The following is a 21,451-nucleotide window of genomic DNA, read 5'->3' on the forward strand; positions in this document are numbered from 1 at the left end:
CTAAAATCATCTATAATGGCTTTAATGTTATCATTCCCAAATTATGATTGGTCATGTGTAAAGGAAGGAAAGGTCCGATAAGTATCACGCATTATTCTCAATTCCCGAGGCGAATGAGATGGGCTTCAGCGGGTGCCCCTAGCCGAAGAGGAACACCGGTTGTTCCGTACCCATTGCTTGTGAGTATGGTGGTTATTGGTCCAGTTTGAACGCCCCCTTTTTCGAAATAACCAAGACCGAAAACACGAATTTGTCCCCCATGTGTATGACCACTTAACACTAAATCGATATGATCGGCCTTCTTTAATTGCCGAATCACACGTGGATGATGAGAAATCAAAATGTTAACATCTTGTGGATTTAATTGTTGAAATAATGGCTCTAACTGATTTCGGCTCGTTCGAAAATAATTCACGCCTATCAAACGAATGTTTGTAGACGTAAATGATTGATATGTATAGATATCTTGATCTAAAATCATCACACCTTCTTCTTCCAACAATTGTTTTAAATGTTGCTCCCCCACTTCATAATCGTTGTTTCCCCAAACAAAAAAGACGGGTCCGATTTTTTTCAACAGACGAAGATTGTGTCTCGTTCGAGTAAGGGGAACTCCTCTTTCCGTTAAGTCACCACCAATGATAACTACTTCGGCTTCTTTTGCCTGTTTAATCATTGAAGAATGAATAACTCGCCGATGGATGTCACTAATAAAAAAAATAGATAAACTTTCACGTTCCTTTGGGAAATGCGACAAACCAAACGTATGTTTGTTCACGTGATTGCGAAAGGCGTTTTTCCACATAATCATGAGAAGACATCCACCGCCTATGCTTAAAAACATAAACCAATGAATTGCAGACATCATTTCCTCCTATATCTTCTATCTAACTGAAACAAAACCATAGATCAAAGAAAATAAGTAAATAGCCATTGTTTGAATGACCCCAAGTTGTATATGCACAAATAAGGAGATTAAAAAAATCAAACATGCAACAATATCCCATCCATTAAAAGGTAGACGTTTCGTTACGAGATGAATGAGAATATGGACTATTTTGGCTTGCATTAAAAAGCCGATAAAGAACACCGTCGCTGCTGCTAAAAATAAAAGCGGATCAAGAATAAATTCTAACAGCCATTCTTCAAAATAAAAAGGTGTGTTAATAGGGACCCACTGGGTAAACAAATACGTACAAAAACTTCCAATGAAGGCATATAACACGTGTAAAAACAAAAAAAATCCCTCCCATATCATACTATGAGAGAGGGCTTTTTGACATGTTATTCATCTTCATGAATATATAATACAGAAATGACTTTATGTTTAGAGACGAACACAAGGTTCGTGACATACAATATCCTTTACATTTTTTATTCATTTTTTCTCTTCATGATTGAAGCACTCTTCCCATATATATGTGATGATAAACCTTTTGAAGGGAGTTTGATGCATGCCAACTTTGTATAAAACTTATCATCCATTTGTCAGTCCATATGACCCGTGTCCATCGTTAGGTCCAAGAACGTATTCGACACCACCTAATTTATATATAGGATTTCAACCTCCTAATTTGCCGCAATACAGTCCGAGAGAAGCATTAAGAAAAGGAACGCTTTGGAAAGTGTTTTACGATCCATATTATAGTCCTTATGAAAAATGGAAAGGGTGAGTTCAATGAAGCAACTGCCAGCAAGCTACTATGAAATGCTGGAAGAAATGCAAGCCATTGATTTTGTAATTACAGATTTAACGCTTTATTTAGACACTCATCCAAATGATCTTCAAGCGATCCAGCAATACAATTATTACATCCAGATGCGAAAAAAAGTAAAAAAAGCTTTTGAACAACAATTTGGTCCGTTAACCAATTTTGGATACAGTTATTCCGGTTCTCCTTGGAATTGGAAAGATGCACCATGGCCATGGCAAGTATAAAGTGCCCTACCTATCTTCTTTGTTTCATTCGCCCATCTTGAAGGCTAACTGCCCGTTAAGATGGAAACATGGTACAAGAAAGGAAGTGTCAATCATGTGGGTTTATGAGAAGAAGTTGCAATATCCTGTTCGGGTCAGTACATGTAATCCACGTTTAGCAAAATATCTCATTGAACAATACGGAGGTGCCGATGGGGAACTTGCTGCCGCCCTTCGCTACTTAAACCAACGTTATTCGATACCTGATAAAGTTGTTGGTCTGTTAACGGATATCGGAACTGAAGAATTTGCTCATTTAGAAATGATTGCAACGATGGTGTATAAACTAACAAAAGATGCAACACCTGAGCAACTAAAAGAAGCAGGACTTGGTGCCCATTATGCCAATCACGATAAGGCGTTATTTTACGAAAACGCAGCCGGAGTCCCGTGGACTGCTTCTTACATCGCAGCCAAAGGGGACCCTATTGCTGATTTATATGAAGATATTGCTGCTGAAGAAAAAGCCCGTGCCACTTACCAATGGATTATTAACTTAAGTGATGACCCTGATTTAAACGATGGATTACGTTTTTTAAGGGAACGGGAAATTATTCATTCTCAACGCTTTCGTGAAGCGGTAGAAATTTTAAAAGAAGAACGAGATCGTAAGAAATTCTTCTAATGGATCTAATTACTTACTCTCATGATATAAATTAATATCATATTTATCTTTCATCATTTGAAAAACTTTATGGCGATTCATCCATCCTTCATTTCTCCATAGGTCTTTGCTACGATCAATAATTTCACAACGTAAGGCATGAAACTCCGTTTCAGCCTTTTCTTTTTTGTCGTGATAAATTTTCACACCACCAAACAACCCTACCGCTATTAAGAAGGTGTAAAGCTGATACGAATGTTGGAAAAATTTACTCAACATGATCCATAATGAATAAGAATAAGGTTCAATGATTGTATGATACAATACATAAAGGTAACCGAACGAATAAAAAACAGCGAACCATAAAAACAACAAATGCATCTTTTTCATCTTTTCGTATTTTTTTTTGCGTTCGACCACATTTTGCAATAGCTGCTTCGTCGCTTGGTCAGTCCAATCATCGAGCATGATAATTGAAGATTCCACCGTCTCTTCCCTCCTGTAACCGATTGGCTAATATTATGTATATGAGCTCGTCCATCAAATCATGAAAAAAAGTGGTCTTCTAATCGACCACTTCCTATTCACGAGGTAATGGAATTTGTAACACTTGTCCTACTTTAATTTCGTTATCATTTAATCCATTCCAACTTTTAATAATGTCGATTCCCTCTTTGGAATGAAAGTAATTCATGGAAATACGGTATAATGTCTCTTCAGGCTGAACCGTATGATAAACGATATGATATTTTGGTTCGGCATGTTCTTTTTCACTTTCTTTTGGACTACTAATTGATAATGTTGACTGTTCTTCTGCTGATCTCAACTCCATTTTTTCCGAAAGTTCTTCTAAAGATACGGACGGAAAGGCAGGTTCTTCCTCCAAGTTCATCTCCTTGTCCGTCTCAATCGGTAGAGCATCAACAATTACTTTTTTCCCACCTTTTTCAATAGAAGCTGGAATTGTTTCTTCATCGTGTTGCCAGTATGTATAGATAGAAAAGATTGTAATTGGTAACAAAATAAAAAAGAATAACAAAAAGCGCAAAAGCGGATATTGGACTTTCCATTTCGTTTTTGTCTTTTTTTTCGAATGAACGGTACTGCGTGGGGGCAAAGAAGAAATCGACTCCTCCGTCTTCCATCCGTTTTGCTCTTCAAAAGGGTGATGGTTCAATGCGTTTCCTCCTTCCCACTTTGCATTCGAATATATAGACCAAGAAAAAAGTTAATCGTAAAATGTAAAGCGATCATCATTGGTAAGCTTGTGTACGTTTCATACATCCACCCGAAAAAGAAACTTAGCAGCACAATATTAAAGATTAAAAACCAATGACTAAAGTAACGAAAGTGAACAAGGGCAAAGACAGAACTGGCGAGAAACCAGCCAAATGTCGTTTGGAGTACGCCTCTAAAAAACAGTTCTTCACAAAAGGCAACGACAGCTGCAATGAAAAAGATATGTAACACGGACCGATGCTGGAACAGACGAACATTGATCCCACCATCATCATAATAAGAGGGAGGTAACACTTTCATCCCGATGATATCGATAAGTACGATGATTAGCCCAACCATAACACCTACTAGTATGTCGATTCCCTCGCCTTGAAATAGGAAAAGCCATTGCTGGGTATCTTCATATTCAACTATACCGAAAATTACAGATAAGACAAATAGGGTTAGTTGCGTAAAATAAAGGCTAAAGAGGAGTTCTTTATCGCTTATGTTTTTTAATATATCCATCTGCCGTTTTCCCATCTACTGTACCCCTTATCTATAAAATAATTGGGATAAAATATCTTCCCATTGCTCCTTAGACTCATCTTTGATTTCACTCTTCGTTTGATAATAGAAGTCTACATTTGTCCCACATTGATCACAACAATTTAGTGGACAATGGTCCAACCTTTCATCAAAATAAGATAAAATACCTTCACGTCGACATGTGAAAGAGGCCACCCATTGTTTCATCTCTTGTATTTTTCTAACCCTTTCTTGCCTGCGTACATCACGGTCGTTTTTTATCTGTTGGGTAATTTCTTCAACTTGGACTTTTTGAGCCGGTCGTTGTTTGAGCGGTTCAGCATAGTGAAGTAAAAAACGAAGCTGCACATCCGACAATTGTAATGATTGTTGTATTTCTGTTAGCATCGTTTCTTCCGGCCATTTTTTTAACCGATAAAGTTCATAAAAAAACGTATCGATTTGAGCGTCGGTCGGAAGTTCTTGTTCCATTAAACCGTAATGAAGGTGTTCGTCCCCTTCCATGTATAACAAAATAGCGATGCTTTTGTTTCCGTCTCTTCCCGCACGACCAATTTCTTGTACGTACGACTCCATTTGCGCAGGAACATGGTAATGAATAACAAAGCGTACGTTTTCTTTGTTAATTCCCATGCCAAATGCACTCGTCGCACAAATGATTTCTAATTGTTGATAAAGAAATTGTTGCTGAATCAGAATTCGCTCATCTTGATCCAATCCAGCATGATAACTAGCAACTTTGTTAAGTCCAGCTTGTCTCATTTTTTTCGCCATCTCATCTGCTAACCGTTTACTTGAAAAATAAATAATACCTGGCTTTTGTAACTGTTGAACGAGATGTAATAGTCGTACCTCTTTTTCTTGCATGTCCGAAACATGTTCCACATGAATGTATATATTTGGTCTGTCTACGGAAAAAATCCATTCTTTCGGTTGGTCAAGGTGCAACAGTTGAATAATATCTTCCCTCACCTTTTTTGTTGCCGTGGCAGTTAAGGCTAATGTCGTTGGCTTTCCTAATAGCTGACGAACGTTACCTAAATTTAAATAATCAGGACGAAAATCGTATCCCCATTGTGAAATACAGTGAGCTTCATCTACGACAAACAATGAAATAGAAATCCTTTTCAGTCGTTCTAACACCCGCTCATTTTTGAGCATTTCCGGTGAAATAAAAACGAAGCGATAACGGTGCAGTTTATCTAAAACTGCTTTTCGCTCAGATACAGATAAAAACGAATTATAAGCAACGACTTGTTTTTCCCCTTTGACTTTTAATTGTTCTACTTGGTCTTGCATTAACGAAAGGAGCGGAGAAACAATTAAAACCGTTCCTTTTAAATAATAGCCTGGTAATTGATAACATAATGATTTTCCTGTACCTGTTGGAAGCATCGCTACTGTATCATGGCCTGAGATGACGGATTGAATGACCTCTTCTTGGCCAGGACGAAATGAATTATAACCGAACTTTTTCTTGAGAAGAGAGTGTATGTTCATAAACCTCACCGTACTTTGCTAACACGAGTCGTATTTGAAAATATTCAACATGCGGTAGTCGTTCTTTAATCGGCTTCAACCGACGATTTTTCATCGAAGCTGCAACTTCACGAACTTGGCGGATCGTTTCGTTGTCGACAAACGGTTCAATTGAAAAGGTTGGATCGTTTAACGTAATTTCAATGATATGATCCTCAATCGTACTTTTTTTTAAAGAGCGGTATTGAGCAATTCTAGAAATCGTCCACCCTTTTTGTATGAGTTGATACGTTTCTTTTGTTGAATTTGTTAACGATAAAGGGGTTAAAAGGTCTTCTACCATTGAATAAAGTAATGGATAATCTTTTTTATGTTTTTGTATGGTTTGAAGAGCATAATGAAGGATATGAATAAACTTTACCCAATACGTATCATACGGTATATTTAACGACTCCGCTACTTGCAAGCCTGTCATTCCAATTCGTTTAGCCCCTGTTAAACGGTACACAACTAATGACGGGTCTTCAGGAGCATCATGTTGAAAAAGAGTAAACAATTCATCATATAATTTGTTAGCTAAATCCCGACGATTCGTCCAATGTTGCTTTAGCCACCATTTCATCCAACGTAATACGTTCGTCTCTCGCTGAATTGGATAATATTCCTTTTGATAATAAATCAAGTTAGACACAACTTGTACGCTTAAAGTCAACCTTTTCCAAAACACAATGGCTGCATCTTGATATTTCCATCCGTTTAAGTAAGAAGGCCAAGATTCCTGTTGAAAAAAAGCAGACACTTGTTGTTTTCCTTGTTCCGTAACTTGCACGCGACCATCTTGTAAGTAAATCCAACCATATGTCGATAGCTGTTCCAATTCGTTTTCAAAATCTTTCCGTTTTAAAAACGGGAATAAATGAAAAAATATATATAAGTTATATAAAAACGAGTCTTGAATCGTTTGCGAAGATTTCTTCCCTTTTAGTAAATGAAAAACTGAAGCCATCGTCCGTTCCGTTTGAATTTGTTGAAAACAATAAAGAAGGATGGCTTGAAAATATGTCATAAAGGTCCATCCCCTTTTCCTATTTTTTATGTACTTATTTTATCATGAGCTAAATAAGATATGGTATAATTGTTTCCCCTTTTCCTTATGTGAACGTTATAACATTTTTATTGAAATGTTCAAAGTTCACCTTTAGAATAGTAAATGACACCATTTTTTGTATCATCTTCTGTTGATACGTGAATAAATATCGATTATATAGACAACTTTATTGGGAGGTAGTTTCATGCCAAAATATACGATTGTTGACAAAGAGACTTGCATTGCATGTGGAGCATGCGGCGCAGCTGCACCTGACATCTACGACTACGACGATGAAGGTATTGCCTTTGTTACGCTAGATGACAACCAAGGTATTGCTGAAGTACCTGAAATTTTACATGACGATATGATGGATGCGTTCGAAGGTTGCCCAACGGATTCTATTAAAGTAGCGGATGAACCGTTCGACGGAGACCCATTGAAATTCGAATAATCGTTTAGGCTAACATTCTTTTTGTTAGCCTTTTTTTTGGAAAATAATATGGGCTAAAATGTATATACTTACACGTTTTACAGTAGCACTTTGGACAATGAATTATTCTTTCCAGACACAAAATATTATTATGACAAAATATTCCTGTAATTGTACAATTTAACTACAATAAAAAGAGGATTACACCAAATGAAAGAATGATGTAATCCTCTTTTTTATTTAAGCTCCATGAATGACAGATTGTTTATTCAACCAATACTGGAGTCTAATAAATATTAATGTAAAAACGAACGTAATTAACAATCCTTTCACGACATTAAATGGAAAAATAGCTGATACAATAAATTGACGTGCTTCAGGTCCACTCATGGCCGGCATATTTAAAAAGAATGTATACGCAGGTAAAAAGACGAAATAGTTTAATATACTCATACTTACAGCCATTGAAAGTGTTCCTACTACAAGGGCTACCGTCATTCCACGTGTAGACTTCATGCGTTGATAAATATAATAGGTAGGTAAAATGAAAAAGATTCCTGCCGTAAAATTCGCCGCATGCCCAATTGGAATTCCTGTTTCACTTCCTGTGATAAAATAGTCCAAAATATTTTTGATGAGCTCGATGATGATTCCTGCCAAAGGACCGAACAAAATGGCTCCGACAAGCGCAGGGATGTCACTAAAATCGACTAATAAAAACGTCGGAAAACCTGGGAATGGAAAATTGAGCATCATCAAAACATAAGCGATGCTACTCAACATTCCAATAGATACAAATCTTTTGAGTCTTCCATTATTCATTTGTTTCCTCTCTCCTTTTTGTGATTCATCGTACGACAAGAAGAAAGGTTTTGCCTTCATGCATGAAAAAACCCTCAAGACACGCTTGAGGGAGAATTGTAGGCATACTGAAATAAACGTTTTTAAAAACGCATGTTGGCAATACCTTCATCTTCTCCCATCCAGACTATACTGTCGGCTTTGGAATCGCACCAAATCCTGCCCAATGAAGGGCTCGCGGGCTTAGAAGGAACTCCTTCATCACCGCCGGTCGGGAATTTCACCCTGCCCCGAAGATGAATCATATTTTTTTCGTTTATTATACTGTAATAATCTTTTGAAAGAAAGTCAAATATTTTGATTTCAAGATATTATAAAAAACGAACCATATAGAATAATCGTTTGATACTTATATGTAGTTCGAATATAATAAAAAGGCATACATACAATTAAAGGAGGAACGAATATGGCTTTCGAAAACAAAGTCGTTGAAGCATTTATCGAAATTCCTACTGGTAGCCAAAATAAATACGAATTTGACAAAGAGCGTGGTGTGTTTAAGTTAGACCGCGTTTTATTCTCACCTATGTTTTATCCAGCTGAATACGGCTACTTAGAAAATACGCTTGCCCTTGATGGCGATCCACTAGACATTTTAGTCATCACAACAAACCCAACATTTCCAGGATGCGTCATTGATACGCGCGTCATCGGTTATTTAAACATGGTAGATAGCGGAGAAGAAGACGCAAAATTAATTGGTGTTCCTGTTGAGGATCCACGCTTTGATGAAATTCGATCTATCGAAGATTTACCACAACATAAATTAAGAGAAATTGCTCACTTCTTTGAACGATATAAAGACTTACAAGGTAAGAAAACAGAAATTGGTACGTGGGAAGGCCCAGAAGCTGCAGCAAAATTAATCGACGAGTGCCTTGCTCGCTACGAAGAAAGCAAGAAATAATATATAAAAAAGAGGGACAACTTTGCACATAACCCTGTCAAGTAGACAATGAAAAAAAGAGTATATTAAGCTGCGGTCTTTTCTCGGTATTCAATCGGGGAAAGGCCGTTGAATTTTTCTTGGAATCGATCTTTATTGTAAAAATCTATATACTCCATAATCCCCTATATGCTTGATCGATTGTTTTAAAACGCACTAAATTCAATTTCTAGGTCTTTAAATGTGAGAAGAAACTTTCAATACAGGCATTATCAAGGCAGTTTCCTCTTCGGGAATGGCTTCCTCCTTTACTTGTTTCTCATACGCCTTAGTTTTGTATATTGGAATCCTTGATCTAAATGAATGAGTGCTTTTTTAGTAAATGGTTTTCCCTTTAATTGCTTCAAGGTGTCCAACGACTCATTGTTTTTTACTTTCTTTACCCACTCAGCAATTTGAGCATCGCTCTTGATCCCAAATTGTTCACGAAGCTGACGATAAGACCAGCCCTCCTCCAACTTCAAACGAACTACTTCACGTTTTATATGATGTATAAGTTTGTCCCTTTTTTGCCATAGAAAAACCCCCTCCCAAAAAGACTATTAAGAACATCATACCATGCTCTCTTTTTTTAATGTCTACCTGTAGGGGTTAAGACCACTTTCCCTCTTCTTTTTTATTTTCTTATTTCCAACGTTTGACCAGCCACGATCAAGTGAGGATTCGAAAGTTCGTTCCACTGTTGTAAATGTTCAATGGAGACCCCATTGATTTTTGCAATTTGATACAACGTATCGCCAGGCTGGATCGTATAAGTAATCACTTTATGTACCTGAGAGACTTCCATGGTTTGATATGGGTCGTGTACTAACGCAAAAACGTATTCCCCAATACCGCCTTTTCCGTAAATAACAAACGGATCGATGGCGTTTACTTTCTCTATCGTCCATGCCCCTTGATGAATTTCAAAATGTAAATGGACACCTGACGAATGACCAGTGGAGCCCATTTTTCCAATCAGTTGTCCTTGCTGTACTTGGTCTCCCTCATTCACAAGTCTTTTTTGTAAATGAGCATAGACGGTTTCAAAGCCGTTTGGGTGTTGTAAAAAAATAACATTCCCATACGATGAAGAATAATAAGAACGTATGACTTTCCCTTTATCAACGGCAAATACATTCGTTCCGAGCCTACCACCTATGTCGATTCCTTTATGAGTTCCGTCTCGAGTACCAAACGTATCGGTAATAATACCATCTGTTGGAAACACCCAATGAGATAGTTCCGCTCCTTTGGCCGGACTTGGAGACAACATAATCATCCAACCAAAAAATATAATATAGAACCGCCTAAAATAATAATCCAATGTCATTCTCTCCTAACTTATTGGAATGAAACTTTTTACATCTGTTATCGTTTGCAGGCGAAAAAAATTTATTCATACAACAAAAAAGTGCTTAACCAAGAATGATTAAACACTTTTTTAACGATTACCGTTATTATTTTGTGAGGCTTCCAGATGTAAAGCAATCCCATTCGGTGCCTTAGGAACGGCTACTGGCTCTCGAAATTGAAATTTATCCCAACTCTTTGGAGTAATATTTTCGAATGAAACAAATTGATAGCCAAATTGTTTCGCTGCGAGTAAAAGGGATTCAATCATATGAATGGCGTTGGCGTAAGGTAAAATCGCTAAATCAACTTTCGGTTGAAAAATCAATGATATTGTATTTTTGTCGATTGGTTGAATCTTTATTTGAACATGTTCTGGTAACGTCGGCTGTAAATTGGCGCGTGGGGCATGCTTCATTGCTTGAATGACCGATTGCAAGGAAGAATAATCCCCTTTCATTGGCACCAGATAACTTTTTCGACCTAATTGATAAATATAGTAAGAACTTTTTTGGTTATTATTAATAGAAAATTGCTGTTCAATCGACTCCCCTTGTGCTTCGTCGGTAACGACCTCTGCGTAACGAATGTTCGAATCAGCAAAAGTATAGTTCAATGATTCATATATTGGTTGAACATCGATTACTTGTCGATCCGTTAATGAGCCTAATTTCATGTGTAATTGGACCTTTTCACTTTCTGGTTGCTTAAAAGATATCAATTCACTTGAATATAACGGTTGAAATCCTAATTCCTCTTCAGGAATTTTCTTTGCTAATATTTGAAATTGTTGAAACCAGGAGCTCTCGTTCGATCCAATGATACTGATTGGAACGACGAGTTGGTCCGGAGTAAGTAGACCAAAGGTGAAAATGGTTTGGCTATCATCATAAATGGACTTGACTGGCTCTTCCATCGCCATAATCGAAAATTTTTTGCCTTCCATCTCTTCAGAAACAGTTTGTTCAAAAGATATACTCTCAGCACCGTCTTCACTAATATTATAGTGAGGGTCATTTTGTACTAGGATATTCCACGTCACAAAACAAAGAACAAGTACAGCAACAACCGCAAAGGAAGGAATGAGATAAAAACGTTTCGTTGGACTTATTTGAGGTTCCTGCCTTCTTTTTTGAATTTCGTCATATACCTCTTCTTTTGTTCGATGGTCGGAAATAGAAGGGAACGATTGGAGTATTTCTTTCATTTGTTGTTCGTACTCTTCATGTCGTTTCATTTGTTTCCGACCCTCCCTTCATAGCCATCATGTGTTTTTTTAATGCTTTTAATGCACGGTGTTGCGTCGTTTTTACTTTACTTTCCGTCCAGCCAAGTGCTTCAGCGGTTTCTTGAATCGATAATTCTTGAATGAAACGCATAATAATCACCATTTGTTGGTCTGTCGTACACCTTTGTAAACATTCAAACATCAGTTGAATTTCTTCTTTTTGTATAGCAATTTCTTCAGGCATGGGTGCGTCGCTTATCACTAACTGTTTCTTCCAATCAAAAAAATCAACAATACGTTCTTTCCATCCTTTTTGTTTTCGAAAGTAATCAATCGCCACATTTTTCGCAATCGAATATAACCAAGTTTTCTCAGAACTCCTCCCTTGGAAATGATATTGGGCTTTTAATACTCGTATATAAACCTCTTGAACTAAGTCTTCGGCAAGTTCTCTATTTTTAACCATATAAAATAAAAATTGAAATACATCTTGGTGGTACTTGTCATACAATTTTTCAAAAAAGGAGTCCATATAAAATATCCTCCTGTCAATAAATTAGTCGTACCTTCAATAAAAAAAGTTACAAACTCACTATATCCCGTTTTAAAGAAAAAAGGAAGGAGATTTTTTTATCTCTTTCCTTTATTTAAAAACGTAAATATCGATTGTCTAATACGGTCAAATTGTATTTCATTCATTTGCGAAGAAGATTCACAAGTACCTATTAATATCGTTATTTTACTATTTAATTTAGGGAAAATTGGTGCAAGTTCTTCATAACAACGAGTATAAACATCAATAAGTTGGAGAGATGAAAATCTTTGGTTAATATGGAAATATAAAGTGACATGGCTCTCATATTTTTGATGGAATAACCCATATACGTTTACATCTTGTGAAGTATATACCTCTTCAATTCGTGTAAGAGATGGGGCAACCGCGTAATTCTTTTCTTCCACCTCTTCTTTAGTTACCCCATCATACCAACCATCAAACGTAACCTGATTGCATTTACCAAATAACCGTACTGGGCGGGAAAAATCAATTCCTTTTTCATTGAAATGAACTTTTATTTTGCCAAAAAACGAGCTACTCGGAACGAAAGGCTGTAGCTGCATGGTACTTTTCGATTCATGTGGAAGGAGATGAAACGTAAGACCATAAAGGGACGACAATTGCTGTTCATGTATTCGATCCATCCGAACGATCTGTCGTTCACACGTTCCTTCTTTCATCATAATGAGCTGATCGCAAAACATAAGTGCTAAGTTTACATCATGGAACACAGAAACGACTGTGAGTTTTTGTTGATCAACAAGCGAGCGTAAGTAGGCTAACAGTTGAATTTGATGCGAAATATCTAAATGATTCGTCGGCTCATCTAACAGTAGAAGTTCCGCTTCTTGAGCAAGAGCCCGAGCAAGAAACACCCGTTGTCTTTCGCCGCCACTTAATTGCACGACAGGAACTTGCGCGAAGTGATCCACTTGCGTTTGTTGCATCGCCTGTTGGACTACTTGTTCATCCTTTGACGTCCATTTCGGAAACATTCCTTTTTGATGAGCATACCTTCCAAAGGAAACAGTCTCCTTAACGGTATAGGAAAACGATAATTCCATATGTTGAGGTAAAACGGCTACTTTTCTTGCAAATTCCTTTGGTGAAAAATCATGAATATGTTTTCCGTTAATCCAAATATCCCCTTGTTGTAACGACAAAGATCGATTCATCAATTTTAACAACGTCGATTTTCCACTACCGTTCGGCCCAATAATACCGACCATTTCGAATCGTTCTATCGATAAATTAATGGCGTTTATTAACGGCGTGTTTTCGTCATACCGAAAAGAAACATTTTCTAGGGAAATAAAAGGTTGTTTGGCCATCTGTCTCACATCCCTTTTCTTCTACGTCGGAAAAAAATAAATGTAAATATAGGGGCTCCGATAAAGGACGTTACGACTCCGATTGGTAATTCACGTGGTTCGATTATCGTACGCGAAAACAAATCAGCGATCACCAGAAAAGCACCGCCATAAAAAAGAGAATGCGGTAGCAACCAGCGGTGATTACTTCCAATGAATAGACGAACCATATGCGGAATGACGAGTCCGACAAAACCGATTGTCCCACTAACCGCTACACTTGCTCCAGTTAAAATTGACGCCCCTAATAGGAGCATTTTCTTCCTTTGCTCCGTATCCACCCCAAGATGCTTTGCTACTTCTTCACCGAATGTAAACGCATTCAACTCGCGAATGTTGAAAAAAATTAGAAGTGCTCCGATTAAAAAAAACGGTAGGAGAAGATAGACAAATTCCCACCCTCTCATCGCCACACTCCCCATCAACCATGTAATTATTTGGCGAAGCTCTTCCCCAGATAGGGCAACGAAGAGGGTAATCACAGCCCCTAAAAAGGATGAAAAAATAATACCTGTTAAAATGAGTGTTTCTACTCGTAAATGGTGATCGATCGCTTTTGCAAACCGTAATACGAGCCATAATGTAAGTAAAGCAAACGCAATACTAACAAACGGTAAGGTTAACCCATTAATGATTGGAAATTGCCATTGAAAAAAAATCACGAAGACGGCACCGACGGACGCACCAGAAGAGACACCTAACGTATAAGGATCTGCCAGTGGGTTTTTTAACAGTCCTTGAAAGGCTGCCCCAGCTAATGATAGTGATGCACCCACTAAAAAGGCTAATACCACTCGTGGCAAACGTACGTTCCAAATAACATTTTTCATCACATCGGTTACGCCATCTGGTAAAGGGACAGCCAACCATTTATGTAAGAAGATTTGACCAATAATAGAAAAGGGAATCGACAGCGCCCCTGCCGATACCCCCAATGCTATACATCCAATCGCAATAACAATAGCTAAGACAGTTTGTATTTTTTTATTTAAATTGATCTGGATAAATGGCTTTTGCAAGCTCCTCGACCCCTTCAATAATTCGTGGCCCCGGACGGGATAATAAATCAGCCTGTACATCATAGACGGCTTTATTTTTAACCGCTTTTACGTCTTGCCAACCTTCGCGGGATAGCACTTGTTCAATCGCATTGTCCACATAATAACCATATGTCGTAATAATTACATCCGGATTATACGAAATGGCTGCTTCTTCAGTAATGAGTGGCCAGCCTTCTTGTTCAACGGCGTTTTTCGCCCCTAACATTTCAATCGCTTCATCAATGTATGTACCTTTTCCGGCTGAATAAAGCTCCGGCTGTGGCGAAATTTCTATCCAAACCACTTTCGGTTCTCCGTTATCCATTTGAGCCACTTGATCTTTTAGTTCGTTTAAGCGATTTGTGAGGTCACTAACAACTGTCTCTGCTTGTTCCTGTTGTCCCGTTAAATTTCCGACTTGAACGATTGTATCAAAAATACCTTGAATACTTTTTGCTTCAGGAACAACAAATACCGGAACACCTGCATCTTGTAATTGTTTTACAAGTGTATCTTCTTGGTGATTGCGTGAACCATGGTCTAACACTAAATCCGGTTCAAGAGACAAGATTTTTTCAACATCAAATTCCATTCCACCAACTTTTTCTTTATTCAACACATCTTCTGGATAATTATCCCAATCAGATACACCAACAACTGCATCCCCTAAACCAATGGCATATAAAATTTCTGTATTGCTCGGAATAAGCGATACGATTCGTTCCGGTTGTTTATCTAATTGCACTTCATTCCCTAACGCATCCGTCACTACAGGTAATGATTGTGTCTCCTCTGATGTTACTTCATTTGTTGGTGTTGATCCTTCTTGATTACAACCAGACAACAACAACAACAGCATGAGCATGAGAGCTGCTAACTGTTTCCACCATTTCATAGTCCTTACCCCTTCCTCATTTTTGTAGGGTTGAAAAAAGCCCATCCAAAATCGGATGAGCTAAAACGGACATCATGAAAAAAATCACTTCACGGTCCGTTTCAAAAGCTCAACCCCCGAAGCTTTGAAACTTAGAACGAGATGGCAGGTCTACTGACTTAGGTTTCTTCCTAAGCAAGCCCTTCCCATGCTATAAATCTAGCACAGTGGTATGCTCGCTTCGTCCACCTTTACAGTTGCGGGGACAGTTTCGGATTTTCACCGAATTCCCTATTAAGTCCAAATGGGACACCATCTGTTCTTTCAGTTCATATTAGGTCGTATTTTTAATACAATCCTCTTAATATGTTACAAAAATATTAATATTTAGACAAGAAGTTTTTTTCAATCAAGTTATCTATCTTGGTTTCTCATGAAACAAAATTATTCATCAAAATGTACCTCTGTTTGACAATCAATGACACCGTAGGGTTGTACACAAGACGCCCAAATTTACGTGTCTGATGGATTAATCCATGGTAAGAAAAAGGTAAAGGTTGTACCATGGCCAACTTTACTTTGAACCGAAATATATCCTTTATGCGATTCGACAATATTTTTGGCAATTGCTAACCCTAATCCCGTTCCAGAACGGCCTCTAGTACGCGCTTTATCTGCTTTATAAAAACGCTCAAAAACAAACGGTAAGTCTTCTTCTGGAATCCCAGAACCTGAGTCTTGAATATGAACGGTTAATCCTTTTTCATCCAAATTTTGAATCACTTTGACAAAGCCACCATTCGGAGTATGGCGCAGGGCGTTATCAATTAAATTTGTTAATACTTGTTCAATGCGATCAGGATCCATAAAAAATGGATGAGTGTCACTATTTGATTGAAACGATAGTTCAACCTCTTTCTCCTTTGCAATCCCTTGAAACTTATTCGTTACTCTCTCGATAAAAGAAGTGACCTCTACTTGTTCGATGTTTAGTGACTGGTGACCGGCCTCCATACGGGCAAGGTCCAGTAAATCATTGACTAATCGTCCCATCCGTAATGATTCATCATAAATAATTTTAGCAATTTCTTTTTTCTCTTCTTCTGTTTCTGCGATATCGTCAACGATAGCTTCACTATACCCTTGCAGCATCGAAATCGGCGTACGAAGCTCATGGGAGACGTTAGCGATAAAGTCTTTTCTCAATTTATCGAGACGACGTTCTTCCGTCATATCTCGTACGACGGTCACGGCCCCCCGAATTGAGTCTTTATTATACAATGGACTCACTATAATCACATACGAACGCCCTTGAACAGTAATTTCTCCAGTTTGCTCTTGTTCGGTTTTGACCATTTTTTTAAATAGTTCTTTCAATTTTGAAGGAATTTCTTTTTGATTCTCGTCTCCTTTTTCAAAATACCAATTTTGTAAAAACCGTTCTGCTGGTGGATTGGAAACTTGAATATCCCCATCCCGATTTAACGTAATAACTCCATCAGCCATGCTGCTTAAAATACTAGCTAGTTGTTCTTTTTCTTGATTTAAGGCATTAATATGAAACTTCAATTGTCGGCCCATTTGATTAAAGGCCGTAGCTAGCTCCCCAATTTCATCATGGGTTAAAATCGGAACTTTCGTATCGAATTTCCCTCTAGAGACAGCAAACGCTGCCTCTTTCATTTTTCGTAAAGGGGCGGTAATTCGTGTCGATAAGAAAAAGGCAAAAATCGTTGTTAAAAAAATTGCGATACCAGCGGCAAGCAAAATTAAATTGGTTGTTTGTTTGGACGTCTCTTTCAACACTTGCAGCGATTGAAAGACATAAATCATCCCACGATTTGTTGGCAACTGAAACGGCACAGAAATCACTAAAAGATTTTCATAGCGATTTTGCGAACTAGATAAAGAAAGTTCTTGTTTGGAAGCTTCAGCGCCATCGTTCCACGACGACCGAATAAATTCAGTGACAGCCCTTTTTTCTTCTAGCGACATGTTCGGAGAATAAATTGTTTCATCGTCATACAAAACGATAACTTTCGTATTTTCGTCTATGAGTTCCCACGAAATATTCAATCCTGTCTCTAATTCGTCATGCTCTTCTAATATTTTCGCTATTTTTTTTGCTGTGCCGGTTAAATTCTTTTCAATGACAGTAACATGATAATTTTCAAAAAACTCTAGTAGTAAAATCGTTAAAATGAATAAAACGAAAGAGACGAGCAATAAAATCGTCCCCCACAGCTTGCCGACGACACTACGCCATAGTCTCATTCATTCACAACCTCGAATTTATAACCGACGCCCCAAACGGTCACGATCATTTTCGCAGCATGTTCCGACACGCGATTCAGTTTTTCGCGAAGACGTTTTACATGCGTATCTACGGTCCGTAAGTCACCGAAAAATTCATAGTGCCACACTTCTTTCAGCAATTGTTCACGATCAAATACTTTATCTGGAGATTTGGCTAAGAAATAAAGTAATTCGTATTCTTTCGGTGTTAAATTCACTTCATTTCCATCCGCTGTTACCCGATGGGCATCGTTATCAATCGTTAAATGTGGATAAACGATGATGTCTTTTGTTTTCGTATCTGTTTTTAAATATTGAGTAGTAGAAGAACGTCTTAACAACGCCTTTACGCGTAACACAACCTCCCGCGGACTGAACGGTTTGACAATATAATCATCAGTTCCGACTTCAAACCCTTGCACACGGTTCGCTTCTTCCCCTTTCGCCGTTAACATGATAACAGGTGTCGCTTTTTTCTCACGTAGGAGTTTACAAACTTCAATCCCGTCCTTCCCAGGCATCATTAAGTCAAGTAAAATACAATCATAGTCATTATTTAACGCTAATTCGAGCGCTATATCGCCATCTTCTGCCTCTTCGATCACATAGTTTTCTCGTTCTAAATACATTTTCAACAAACGACGAATTCTTTCCTCATCATCTACCACTAAAATTTTTGTTTGTTTTTCCATAGAACATCCCCCTACTCTATTGTATCTAAATATGATTTGAAAAAAACCTTCACAAAATACGTGAAGGTTTATGCACCAGCATACGAGTGAAGACCAGCTATTACTAAGTTTACGGCTACAAGGTTAAACATAATGATTGCAAACCCAATCACTGCAAGCCAAGCCGATTTTTCCCCATGCCATCCTTTTGATAAGCGTAAGTGTAAAAATGCTGCATAAAATAACCATGTAATAAGCGCCCAAACTTCTTTCGGGTCCCACCCCCAAAAGCGTGTCCATGCAATTTGAGCCCAAATCATTGCGAAAATGAGGGCCCCTAGTGTAAACACAGGAAATCCGATTAAAACGGAACGATAGCTTATTTCATCTACTAAATCTAAGTTAACATTTTTTGTTAACGGCTGCAATAAATGGGCGACTCGCTTCCGAGAAAGCAGTCGAATAAGTAGATAAATGATTGCTCCACCTAACAGGGACCAAATAACGGTATTTAGCTTTTTCGCATTAATGATAGCTGGAACTTCGACTAATGGCTCCATTCGATCAGGGATTGTTAATTCCCATTCATTCGGACCAACAAGCGCTGGTAAATGATATTCAAATACCTTTGCTTCGCCGTTTTTATCGATCCAATTAAACGTCGCTTCATATTTAGTGGCGGAGAAATACGTAGAAACAAGGACGAATCCTAACACTGCGATTAAACTAAAAAGTACGACTTCGAGCCATGTTGTTTGTTTACTACTCTTCGATTGGTCCACTGCTTTAATTAAATAAATTAGACCTGCCGCAAAACTAATCGCTAAAATCGCTTCCCCTAATGCAGCTGTGGTTACGTGAATATGTAACCAATCACTTTGAAGCGCTGGAATTAATGGACTAATTTCGCGCGGAAACATGCTGGCATAGGCAATTACTAAAATAGCAATCGGTAAGGCGAATAGTCCGAGAACCGTCGTCCGATACATAAAGTAAATGACAATGAACGCTAATACTAACATCATTCCGAAAAATGTCGTGAATTCGAATAAATTACTGACTGGCGCATGACCTGATGCTATCCAGCGAGTAATAAAATAGCCAGTTTGTGCAATAAAACCAATGATCGTTAACGTAATACCTATTGTTGCCCAGCGATTTTTGGCTGGTTTCTCTTCCATTCGGCTTTTGGAACGAATAGAGCCACCAAAAAATAACGTGGCCACTAAATAAATAATAAAGGCCGTATATAACAAGTTGGAACTTAAAGTTACAAGATCAGCCACTTCAATGCCTCCTTACGAGTTGTTTTGTATTTTTTGATCGATCAATGGAGGGAAAGATACTTGTTTAAACATACTTTCCATCTCTCTTTTTAAGCCATGCCAGTTTTTATTCGTATGAGCGGCAAGTAAAATTTCCCCGTTTTTCCGTTGAACCCATAAGCGGCGATGATTCCAGTAGGACCCTTGAATGAGTCCAATCATAAATATCGTCCCACCAAGTCCTAATATCCATAAAGTTAAGTCTTTACGGACGATAAGTGCCGATAAGTTCTTCATTTCAATCCCTGCAAAACTCATTTTATACAAATTTTCTCCAAGTGGCTCTAACGTTTCTTGAATAGCTACAAAACTAATTTCACCGTCTGGTTTTTCCGGTGAGTGCATTTTAAACAAAAAGGCTGGGTTATTTGGATTTGGTGATTTCGTTTGCGGTTCACCATTTTCTGCAAAACCGGAAAAGTCAGGGTAATAACCGATTAATTCCACTTCGTAACCATTTCCTAAATCGTATACTTCTTGTGGGTTAAATAAATCAATCGTAATCGTTCCGAACGATTCTCCCGTTTGTTTGTTCGTTAAATTAAACGTCATGCTTTGTAATTCGTTCAAACGATAGTCCACTTGGTAAAGAGCATATCCGTTAAACTTTAACGGTTCGTTCACGCGAATCGCTTGTTCCTTTACTTTCTCTAATGAAGGTTGATCTGGGTTGGAAGAATCCTTGACTTTGTAAAGCTCGACATTCGTTTGATATGTTTTCGCAATAACTCCGACCCGATCAATCGCTTGTTGAAACACATCCGGATCTTTTTCTTTATCATACACTTCTAAAATAAACTGATTGTTTTTTAAATAGTATTCTCCTTGGGTTCCAGGAATTTGTTTCGTTTCGCCCTCTTTAATCCACAGTACCTCGTCTACATACATACCTGGAACGAAACGCAACATCGCCCCGATTAAAAAGACAATCAATCCGATATGGTTCACATAAGGACCCCAACGAGAAAAGCGACCTTTTTCGGCAAATATATTGCCGTTTTCTTTTCTTACGTGATACCGTTTTTCTTTTAGGAGCTTTTCTAATTGTTCCATTGCTACATCTACATTTTCGACTTTCCCTTGACTAAATAATCGTTGACGTCGCATAAAACTTTCATGTCGAGTCACTCGCTGATTTTTGAGCGCTCGATGTAGTGGAATCACACGGTCCAAACTACAAATAACGAGCGAAACCCCAATTAATGCAATTAAAAGTAAATACCACCAAGAACCGTACAAGTTGTGAAACCCTAGTTTGTAATACAGGGTTCCAAACCAACCGTATTCTTGAGCATAAAATTGGGCTGGCGTCATCGTTTTTGGAATGTACATCTCCTGTGGTAAAATCGTTCCAATAATGGAGGCCAATAAGGTAATGACAATAAGCCAAACCCCTACTTTAACAGAGGAGAAAAAATTCCATATTTTATCAATAATTGTTTTATTGTAAGTTTGTGAACGGCGGGCACTTCCTTCATATCGCATATCATGAAGCTCATTTTTTTCCGCTTCTTCGGCCAATGCTTTCCCGCACGCTTCACATAATACCGTACCAATTGGATTGACATGACCGCATTCACATTTGATTTCATTCATGGTTGTACA

Annotated in this window: 23 protein-coding genes, 2 pseudogenes and 2 riboswitches; of the genes and pseudogenes, 5 read left to right on the top strand and 20 right to left on the bottom strand. The window is 38.0% G+C overall.

Annotated features, from left to right (window positions below; translation table 11 throughout):
* Positions 1-97: 97 nt before the first annotated feature.
* Both H0Z31_04135 and H0Z31_04140 read right to left on the bottom strand, forming a co-directional pair.
* Positions 98-865, bottom strand: coding sequence for a metallophosphoesterase (locus tag H0Z31_04135; protein MBO8176631.1), 768 nt, complete (start codon positions 863-865; stop codon positions 98-100).
* Between the two features lie 18 nt (positions 866-883).
* Positions 884-1,237, bottom strand: a complete 354-nt coding sequence (locus tag H0Z31_04140; protein MBO8176632.1) for a hypothetical protein — start codon at positions 1,235-1,237, stop codon at positions 884-886.
* Between the two features lie 217 nt (positions 1,238-1,454).
* On the opposite strand from H0Z31_04140, the gene H0Z31_04145 reads away from it, so the two are divergent.
* The 3 genes from H0Z31_04145 (at position 1,455) to H0Z31_04155 (ending at position 2,603) form a co-directional block, all read left to right on the top strand.
* Positions 1,455-1,673: a spore coat associated protein CotJA gene (locus H0Z31_04145; protein ID MBO8176633.1), complete on the top strand. Its 219-nt coding sequence runs from the start codon at positions 1,455-1,457 to the stop codon at positions 1,671-1,673.
* 5 nt (positions 1,674-1,678) lie between these two features.
* Positions 1,679-1,939, top strand: coding sequence for a spore coat protein CotJB (locus tag H0Z31_04150; protein ID MBO8176634.1), 261 nt, complete (start codon positions 1,679-1,681; stop codon positions 1,937-1,939).
* Positions 1,940-2,033: 94 nt separating this feature from the next.
* The gene (locus tag H0Z31_04155) at positions 2,034-2,603 is read left to right on the top strand and encodes a manganese catalase family protein (protein MBO8176635.1); all 570 of its coding nucleotides are present in this window, start codon (positions 2,034-2,036) and stop codon (positions 2,601-2,603) included.
* A gap of 9 nt (positions 2,604-2,612) precedes the next feature.
* Here H0Z31_04155 and H0Z31_04160 read toward each other — a convergent pair whose 3' ends face one another.
* The 5 genes from H0Z31_04160 to H0Z31_04180 all read right to left on the bottom strand — a co-directional run bounded on the left by H0Z31_04160 (position 2,613) and on the right by H0Z31_04180 (position 6,894).
* Positions 2,613-3,068, bottom strand: a complete 456-nt coding sequence (locus H0Z31_04160) for a DUF2663 family protein (protein ID MBO8176636.1) — start codon at positions 3,066-3,068, stop codon at positions 2,613-2,615.
* 94 nt (positions 3,069-3,162) lie between these two features.
* The gene (locus H0Z31_04165) at positions 3,163-3,759 is read right to left on the bottom strand and encodes a LysM peptidoglycan-binding domain-containing protein (protein MBO8176637.1); all 597 of its coding nucleotides are present in this window, start codon (positions 3,757-3,759) and stop codon (positions 3,163-3,165) included.
* Positions 3,756-4,343 carry a CPBP family intramembrane metalloprotease gene (locus H0Z31_04170; GenBank protein ID MBO8176638.1) on the bottom strand — a complete coding sequence of 196 codons (588 nt, stop codon included), beginning with the start codon at positions 4,341-4,343 and terminating at the stop codon, positions 3,756-3,758. Before H0Z31_04170 ends, H0Z31_04165 begins: the two co-directional genes overlap by 4 nt.
* 12 nt (positions 4,344-4,355) lie before the next feature.
* Positions 4,356-5,849, bottom strand: coding sequence for an ATP-dependent DNA helicase RecQ (locus H0Z31_04175; GenBank protein ID MBO8176639.1), 1,494 nt, complete (start codon positions 5,847-5,849; stop codon positions 4,356-4,358).
* Complete coding sequence (locus H0Z31_04180) at positions 5,809-6,894, bottom strand: helix-turn-helix domain-containing protein (protein MBO8176640.1); 1,086 nt, start codon at positions 6,892-6,894, stop codon at positions 5,809-5,811. The genes H0Z31_04175 and H0Z31_04180 overlap by 41 nt, the downstream gene beginning before the upstream one ends.
* Before the next feature lie 226 nt (positions 6,895-7,120).
* On the opposite strand from H0Z31_04180, the gene H0Z31_04185 reads away from it, so the two are divergent.
* On the top strand, positions 7,121-7,369 hold the full coding sequence (locus H0Z31_04185; protein MBO8176641.1) for a ferredoxin: 249 nt from the start codon (positions 7,121-7,123) through the stop codon (positions 7,367-7,369).
* A 219-nt stretch (positions 7,370-7,588) separates the two neighbouring features.
* Here H0Z31_04185 and H0Z31_04190 read toward each other — a convergent pair whose 3' ends face one another.
* Entirely contained in the window at positions 7,589-8,170 is a 582-nt protein-coding gene (locus H0Z31_04190) for an ECF transporter S component (protein MBO8176642.1), read from the bottom strand.
* 145 nt (positions 8,171-8,315) lie between these two features.
* Positions 8,316-8,451: riboswitch (FMN riboswitch) on the bottom strand.
* Positions 8,452-8,615: 164 nt separating this feature from the next.
* Between H0Z31_04190 and H0Z31_04195 the strand changes: the two genes are divergently transcribed.
* Positions 8,616-9,116 (top strand): inorganic diphosphatase, encoded by a 501-nt coding sequence (locus tag H0Z31_04195; protein MBO8176643.1) that lies wholly within the window; start codon positions 8,616-8,618, stop codon positions 9,114-9,116.
* Between the two features lie 65 nt (positions 9,117-9,181).
* Here the strand turns inward: H0Z31_04195 and H0Z31_04200 are convergent.
* The 12 genes and pseudogenes from H0Z31_04200 to H0Z31_04255 all read right to left on the bottom strand — a co-directional run bounded on the left by H0Z31_04200 (position 9,182) and on the right by H0Z31_04255 (position 21,442).
* Positions 9,182-9,511, bottom strand: a pseudogene (locus tag H0Z31_04200) (IS3 family transposase).
* A pseudogene (locus H0Z31_04205) lies at positions 9,512-9,671 on the bottom strand (transposase). It abuts the pseudogene before it with no gap.
* 100 nt (positions 9,672-9,771) lie between these two features.
* On the bottom strand, positions 9,772-10,467 hold the full coding sequence (locus H0Z31_04210; protein MBO8176644.1) for a peptidoglycan DD-metalloendopeptidase family protein: 696 nt from the start codon (positions 10,465-10,467) through the stop codon (positions 9,772-9,774).
* Between the two features lie 111 nt (positions 10,468-10,578).
* Positions 10,579-11,724, bottom strand: a complete 1,146-nt coding sequence (locus tag H0Z31_04215) for a hypothetical protein (protein ID MBO8176645.1) — start codon at positions 11,722-11,724, stop codon at positions 10,579-10,581.
* Positions 11,711-12,247, bottom strand: coding sequence for an RNA polymerase sigma factor SigX (sigX, locus tag H0Z31_04220; GenBank protein ID MBO8176646.1), 537 nt, complete (start codon positions 12,245-12,247; stop codon positions 11,711-11,713). Before sigX ends, H0Z31_04215 begins: the two co-directional genes overlap by 14 nt.
* Positions 12,248-12,345: 98 nt before the next feature.
* Positions 12,346-13,602: an ABC transporter ATP-binding protein gene (locus H0Z31_04225; GenBank protein MBO8176647.1), complete on the bottom strand. Its 1,257-nt coding sequence runs from the start codon at positions 13,600-13,602 to the stop codon at positions 12,346-12,348.
* 5 nt (positions 13,603-13,607) lie between these two features.
* A complete protein-coding gene (locus tag H0Z31_04230) occupies positions 13,608-14,720 on the bottom strand; it encodes an iron ABC transporter permease (protein ID MBO8176648.1) in 1,113 nt (370 codons plus the stop codon).
* Positions 14,626-15,576: an ABC transporter substrate-binding protein gene (locus tag H0Z31_04235; GenBank protein ID MBO8176649.1), complete on the bottom strand. Its 951-nt coding sequence runs from the start codon at positions 15,574-15,576 to the stop codon at positions 14,626-14,628. The genes H0Z31_04230 and H0Z31_04235 overlap by 95 nt, the downstream gene beginning before the upstream one ends.
* Before the next feature lie 125 nt (positions 15,577-15,701).
* Positions 15,702-15,887: riboswitch (cobalamin riboswitch) on the bottom strand.
* 181 nt (positions 15,888-16,068) lie between these two features.
* Complete coding sequence (locus H0Z31_04240; GenBank protein MBO8176650.1) at positions 16,069-17,829, bottom strand: HAMP domain-containing protein; 1,761 nt, start codon at positions 17,827-17,829, stop codon at positions 16,069-16,071.
* Positions 17,826-18,542, bottom strand: coding sequence for a response regulator transcription factor (locus H0Z31_04245; GenBank protein ID MBO8176651.1), 717 nt, complete (start codon positions 18,540-18,542; stop codon positions 17,826-17,828). Before H0Z31_04245 ends, H0Z31_04240 begins: the two co-directional genes overlap by 4 nt.
* A 68-nt stretch (positions 18,543-18,610) precedes the next feature.
* Complete coding sequence (gene ccsB, locus H0Z31_04250; GenBank protein MBO8176652.1) at positions 18,611-19,807, bottom strand: c-type cytochrome biogenesis protein CcsB; 1,197 nt, start codon at positions 19,805-19,807, stop codon at positions 18,611-18,613.
* Positions 19,808-19,819: 12 nt separating this feature from the next.
* Complete coding sequence (locus H0Z31_04255; GenBank protein MBO8176653.1) at positions 19,820-21,442, bottom strand: cytochrome c biogenesis protein; 1,623 nt, start codon at positions 21,440-21,442, stop codon at positions 19,820-19,822.
* Positions 21,443-21,451 lie beyond the last annotated feature (9 nt).

This window comes from Bacillus sp. (in: firmicutes) (assembly GCA_017656295.1).
Lineage (GTDB): Bacteria > Bacillota > Bacilli > Bacillales > JACDOC01 > JACDOC01.

Bases quoted from the DNA above. Each gene is read 5' to 3' on its own strand.
- H0Z31_04195 (MBO8176643.1), top strand. From the start codon at position 8,616: ATGGCTTTCGAAAACAAAGTCGTTGAAGCATTTATCGAAATTCCTACT.
- H0Z31_04135 (MBO8176631.1), bottom strand. From the start codon at position 865: ATGTCTGCAATTCATTGGTTTATGTTTTTAAGCATAGGCGGTGGATGT.
- H0Z31_04190 (MBO8176642.1), bottom strand. From the start codon at position 8,170: ATGAATAATGGAAGACTCAAAAGATTTGTATCTATTGGAATGTTGAGT.
- H0Z31_04175 (MBO8176639.1), bottom strand. From the start codon at position 5,849: ATGAACATACACTCTCTTCTCAAGAAAAAGTTCGGTTATAATTCATTT.
- H0Z31_04225 (MBO8176647.1), bottom strand. From the start codon at position 13,602: ATGGCCAAACAACCTTTTATTTCCCTAGAAAATGTTTCTTTTCGGTAT.
- H0Z31_04145 (MBO8176633.1), top strand. From the start codon at position 1,455: ATGCCAACTTTGTATAAAACTTATCATCCATTTGTCAGTCCATATGAC.
- H0Z31_04180 (MBO8176640.1), bottom strand. From the start codon at position 6,894: ATGACATATTTTCAAGCCATCCTTCTTTATTGTTTTCAACAAATTCAA.
- H0Z31_04185 (MBO8176641.1), top strand. From the start codon at position 7,121: ATGCCAAAATATACGATTGTTGACAAAGAGACTTGCATTGCATGTGGA.
- H0Z31_04215 (MBO8176645.1), bottom strand. From the start codon at position 11,724: ATGAAACGACATGAAGAGTACGAACAACAAATGAAAGAAATACTCCAA.
- H0Z31_04210 (MBO8176644.1), bottom strand. From the start codon at position 10,467: ATGACATTGGATTATTATTTTAGGCGGTTCTATATTATATTTTTTGGT.
- H0Z31_04230 (MBO8176648.1), bottom strand. From the start codon at position 14,720: ATGTACAGGCTGATTTATTATCCCGTCCGGGGCCACGAATTATTGAAG.
- H0Z31_04245 (MBO8176651.1), bottom strand. From the start codon at position 18,542: ATGGAAAAACAAACAAAAATTTTAGTGGTAGATGATGAGGAAAGAATT.
- H0Z31_04235 (MBO8176649.1), bottom strand. From the start codon at position 15,576: ATGAAATGGTGGAAACAGTTAGCAGCTCTCATGCTCATGCTGTTGTTG.
- sigX (MBO8176646.1), bottom strand. From the start codon at position 12,247: ATGGACTCCTTTTTTGAAAAATTGTATGACAAGTACCACCAAGATGTA.
- H0Z31_04150 (MBO8176634.1), top strand. From the start codon at position 1,679: ATGAAGCAACTGCCAGCAAGCTACTATGAAATGCTGGAAGAAATGCAA.
- H0Z31_04155 (MBO8176635.1), top strand. From the start codon at position 2,034: ATGTGGGTTTATGAGAAGAAGTTGCAATATCCTGTTCGGGTCAGTACA.
- H0Z31_04170 (MBO8176638.1), bottom strand. From the start codon at position 4,343: ATGGGAAAACGGCAGATGGATATATTAAAAAACATAAGCGATAAAGAA.
- H0Z31_04255 (MBO8176653.1), bottom strand. From the start codon at position 21,442: ATGAATGAAATCAAATGTGAATGCGGTCATGTCAATCCAATTGGTACG.
- H0Z31_04240 (MBO8176650.1), bottom strand. From the start codon at position 17,829: ATGAGACTATGGCGTAGTGTCGTCGGCAAGCTGTGGGGGACGATTTTA.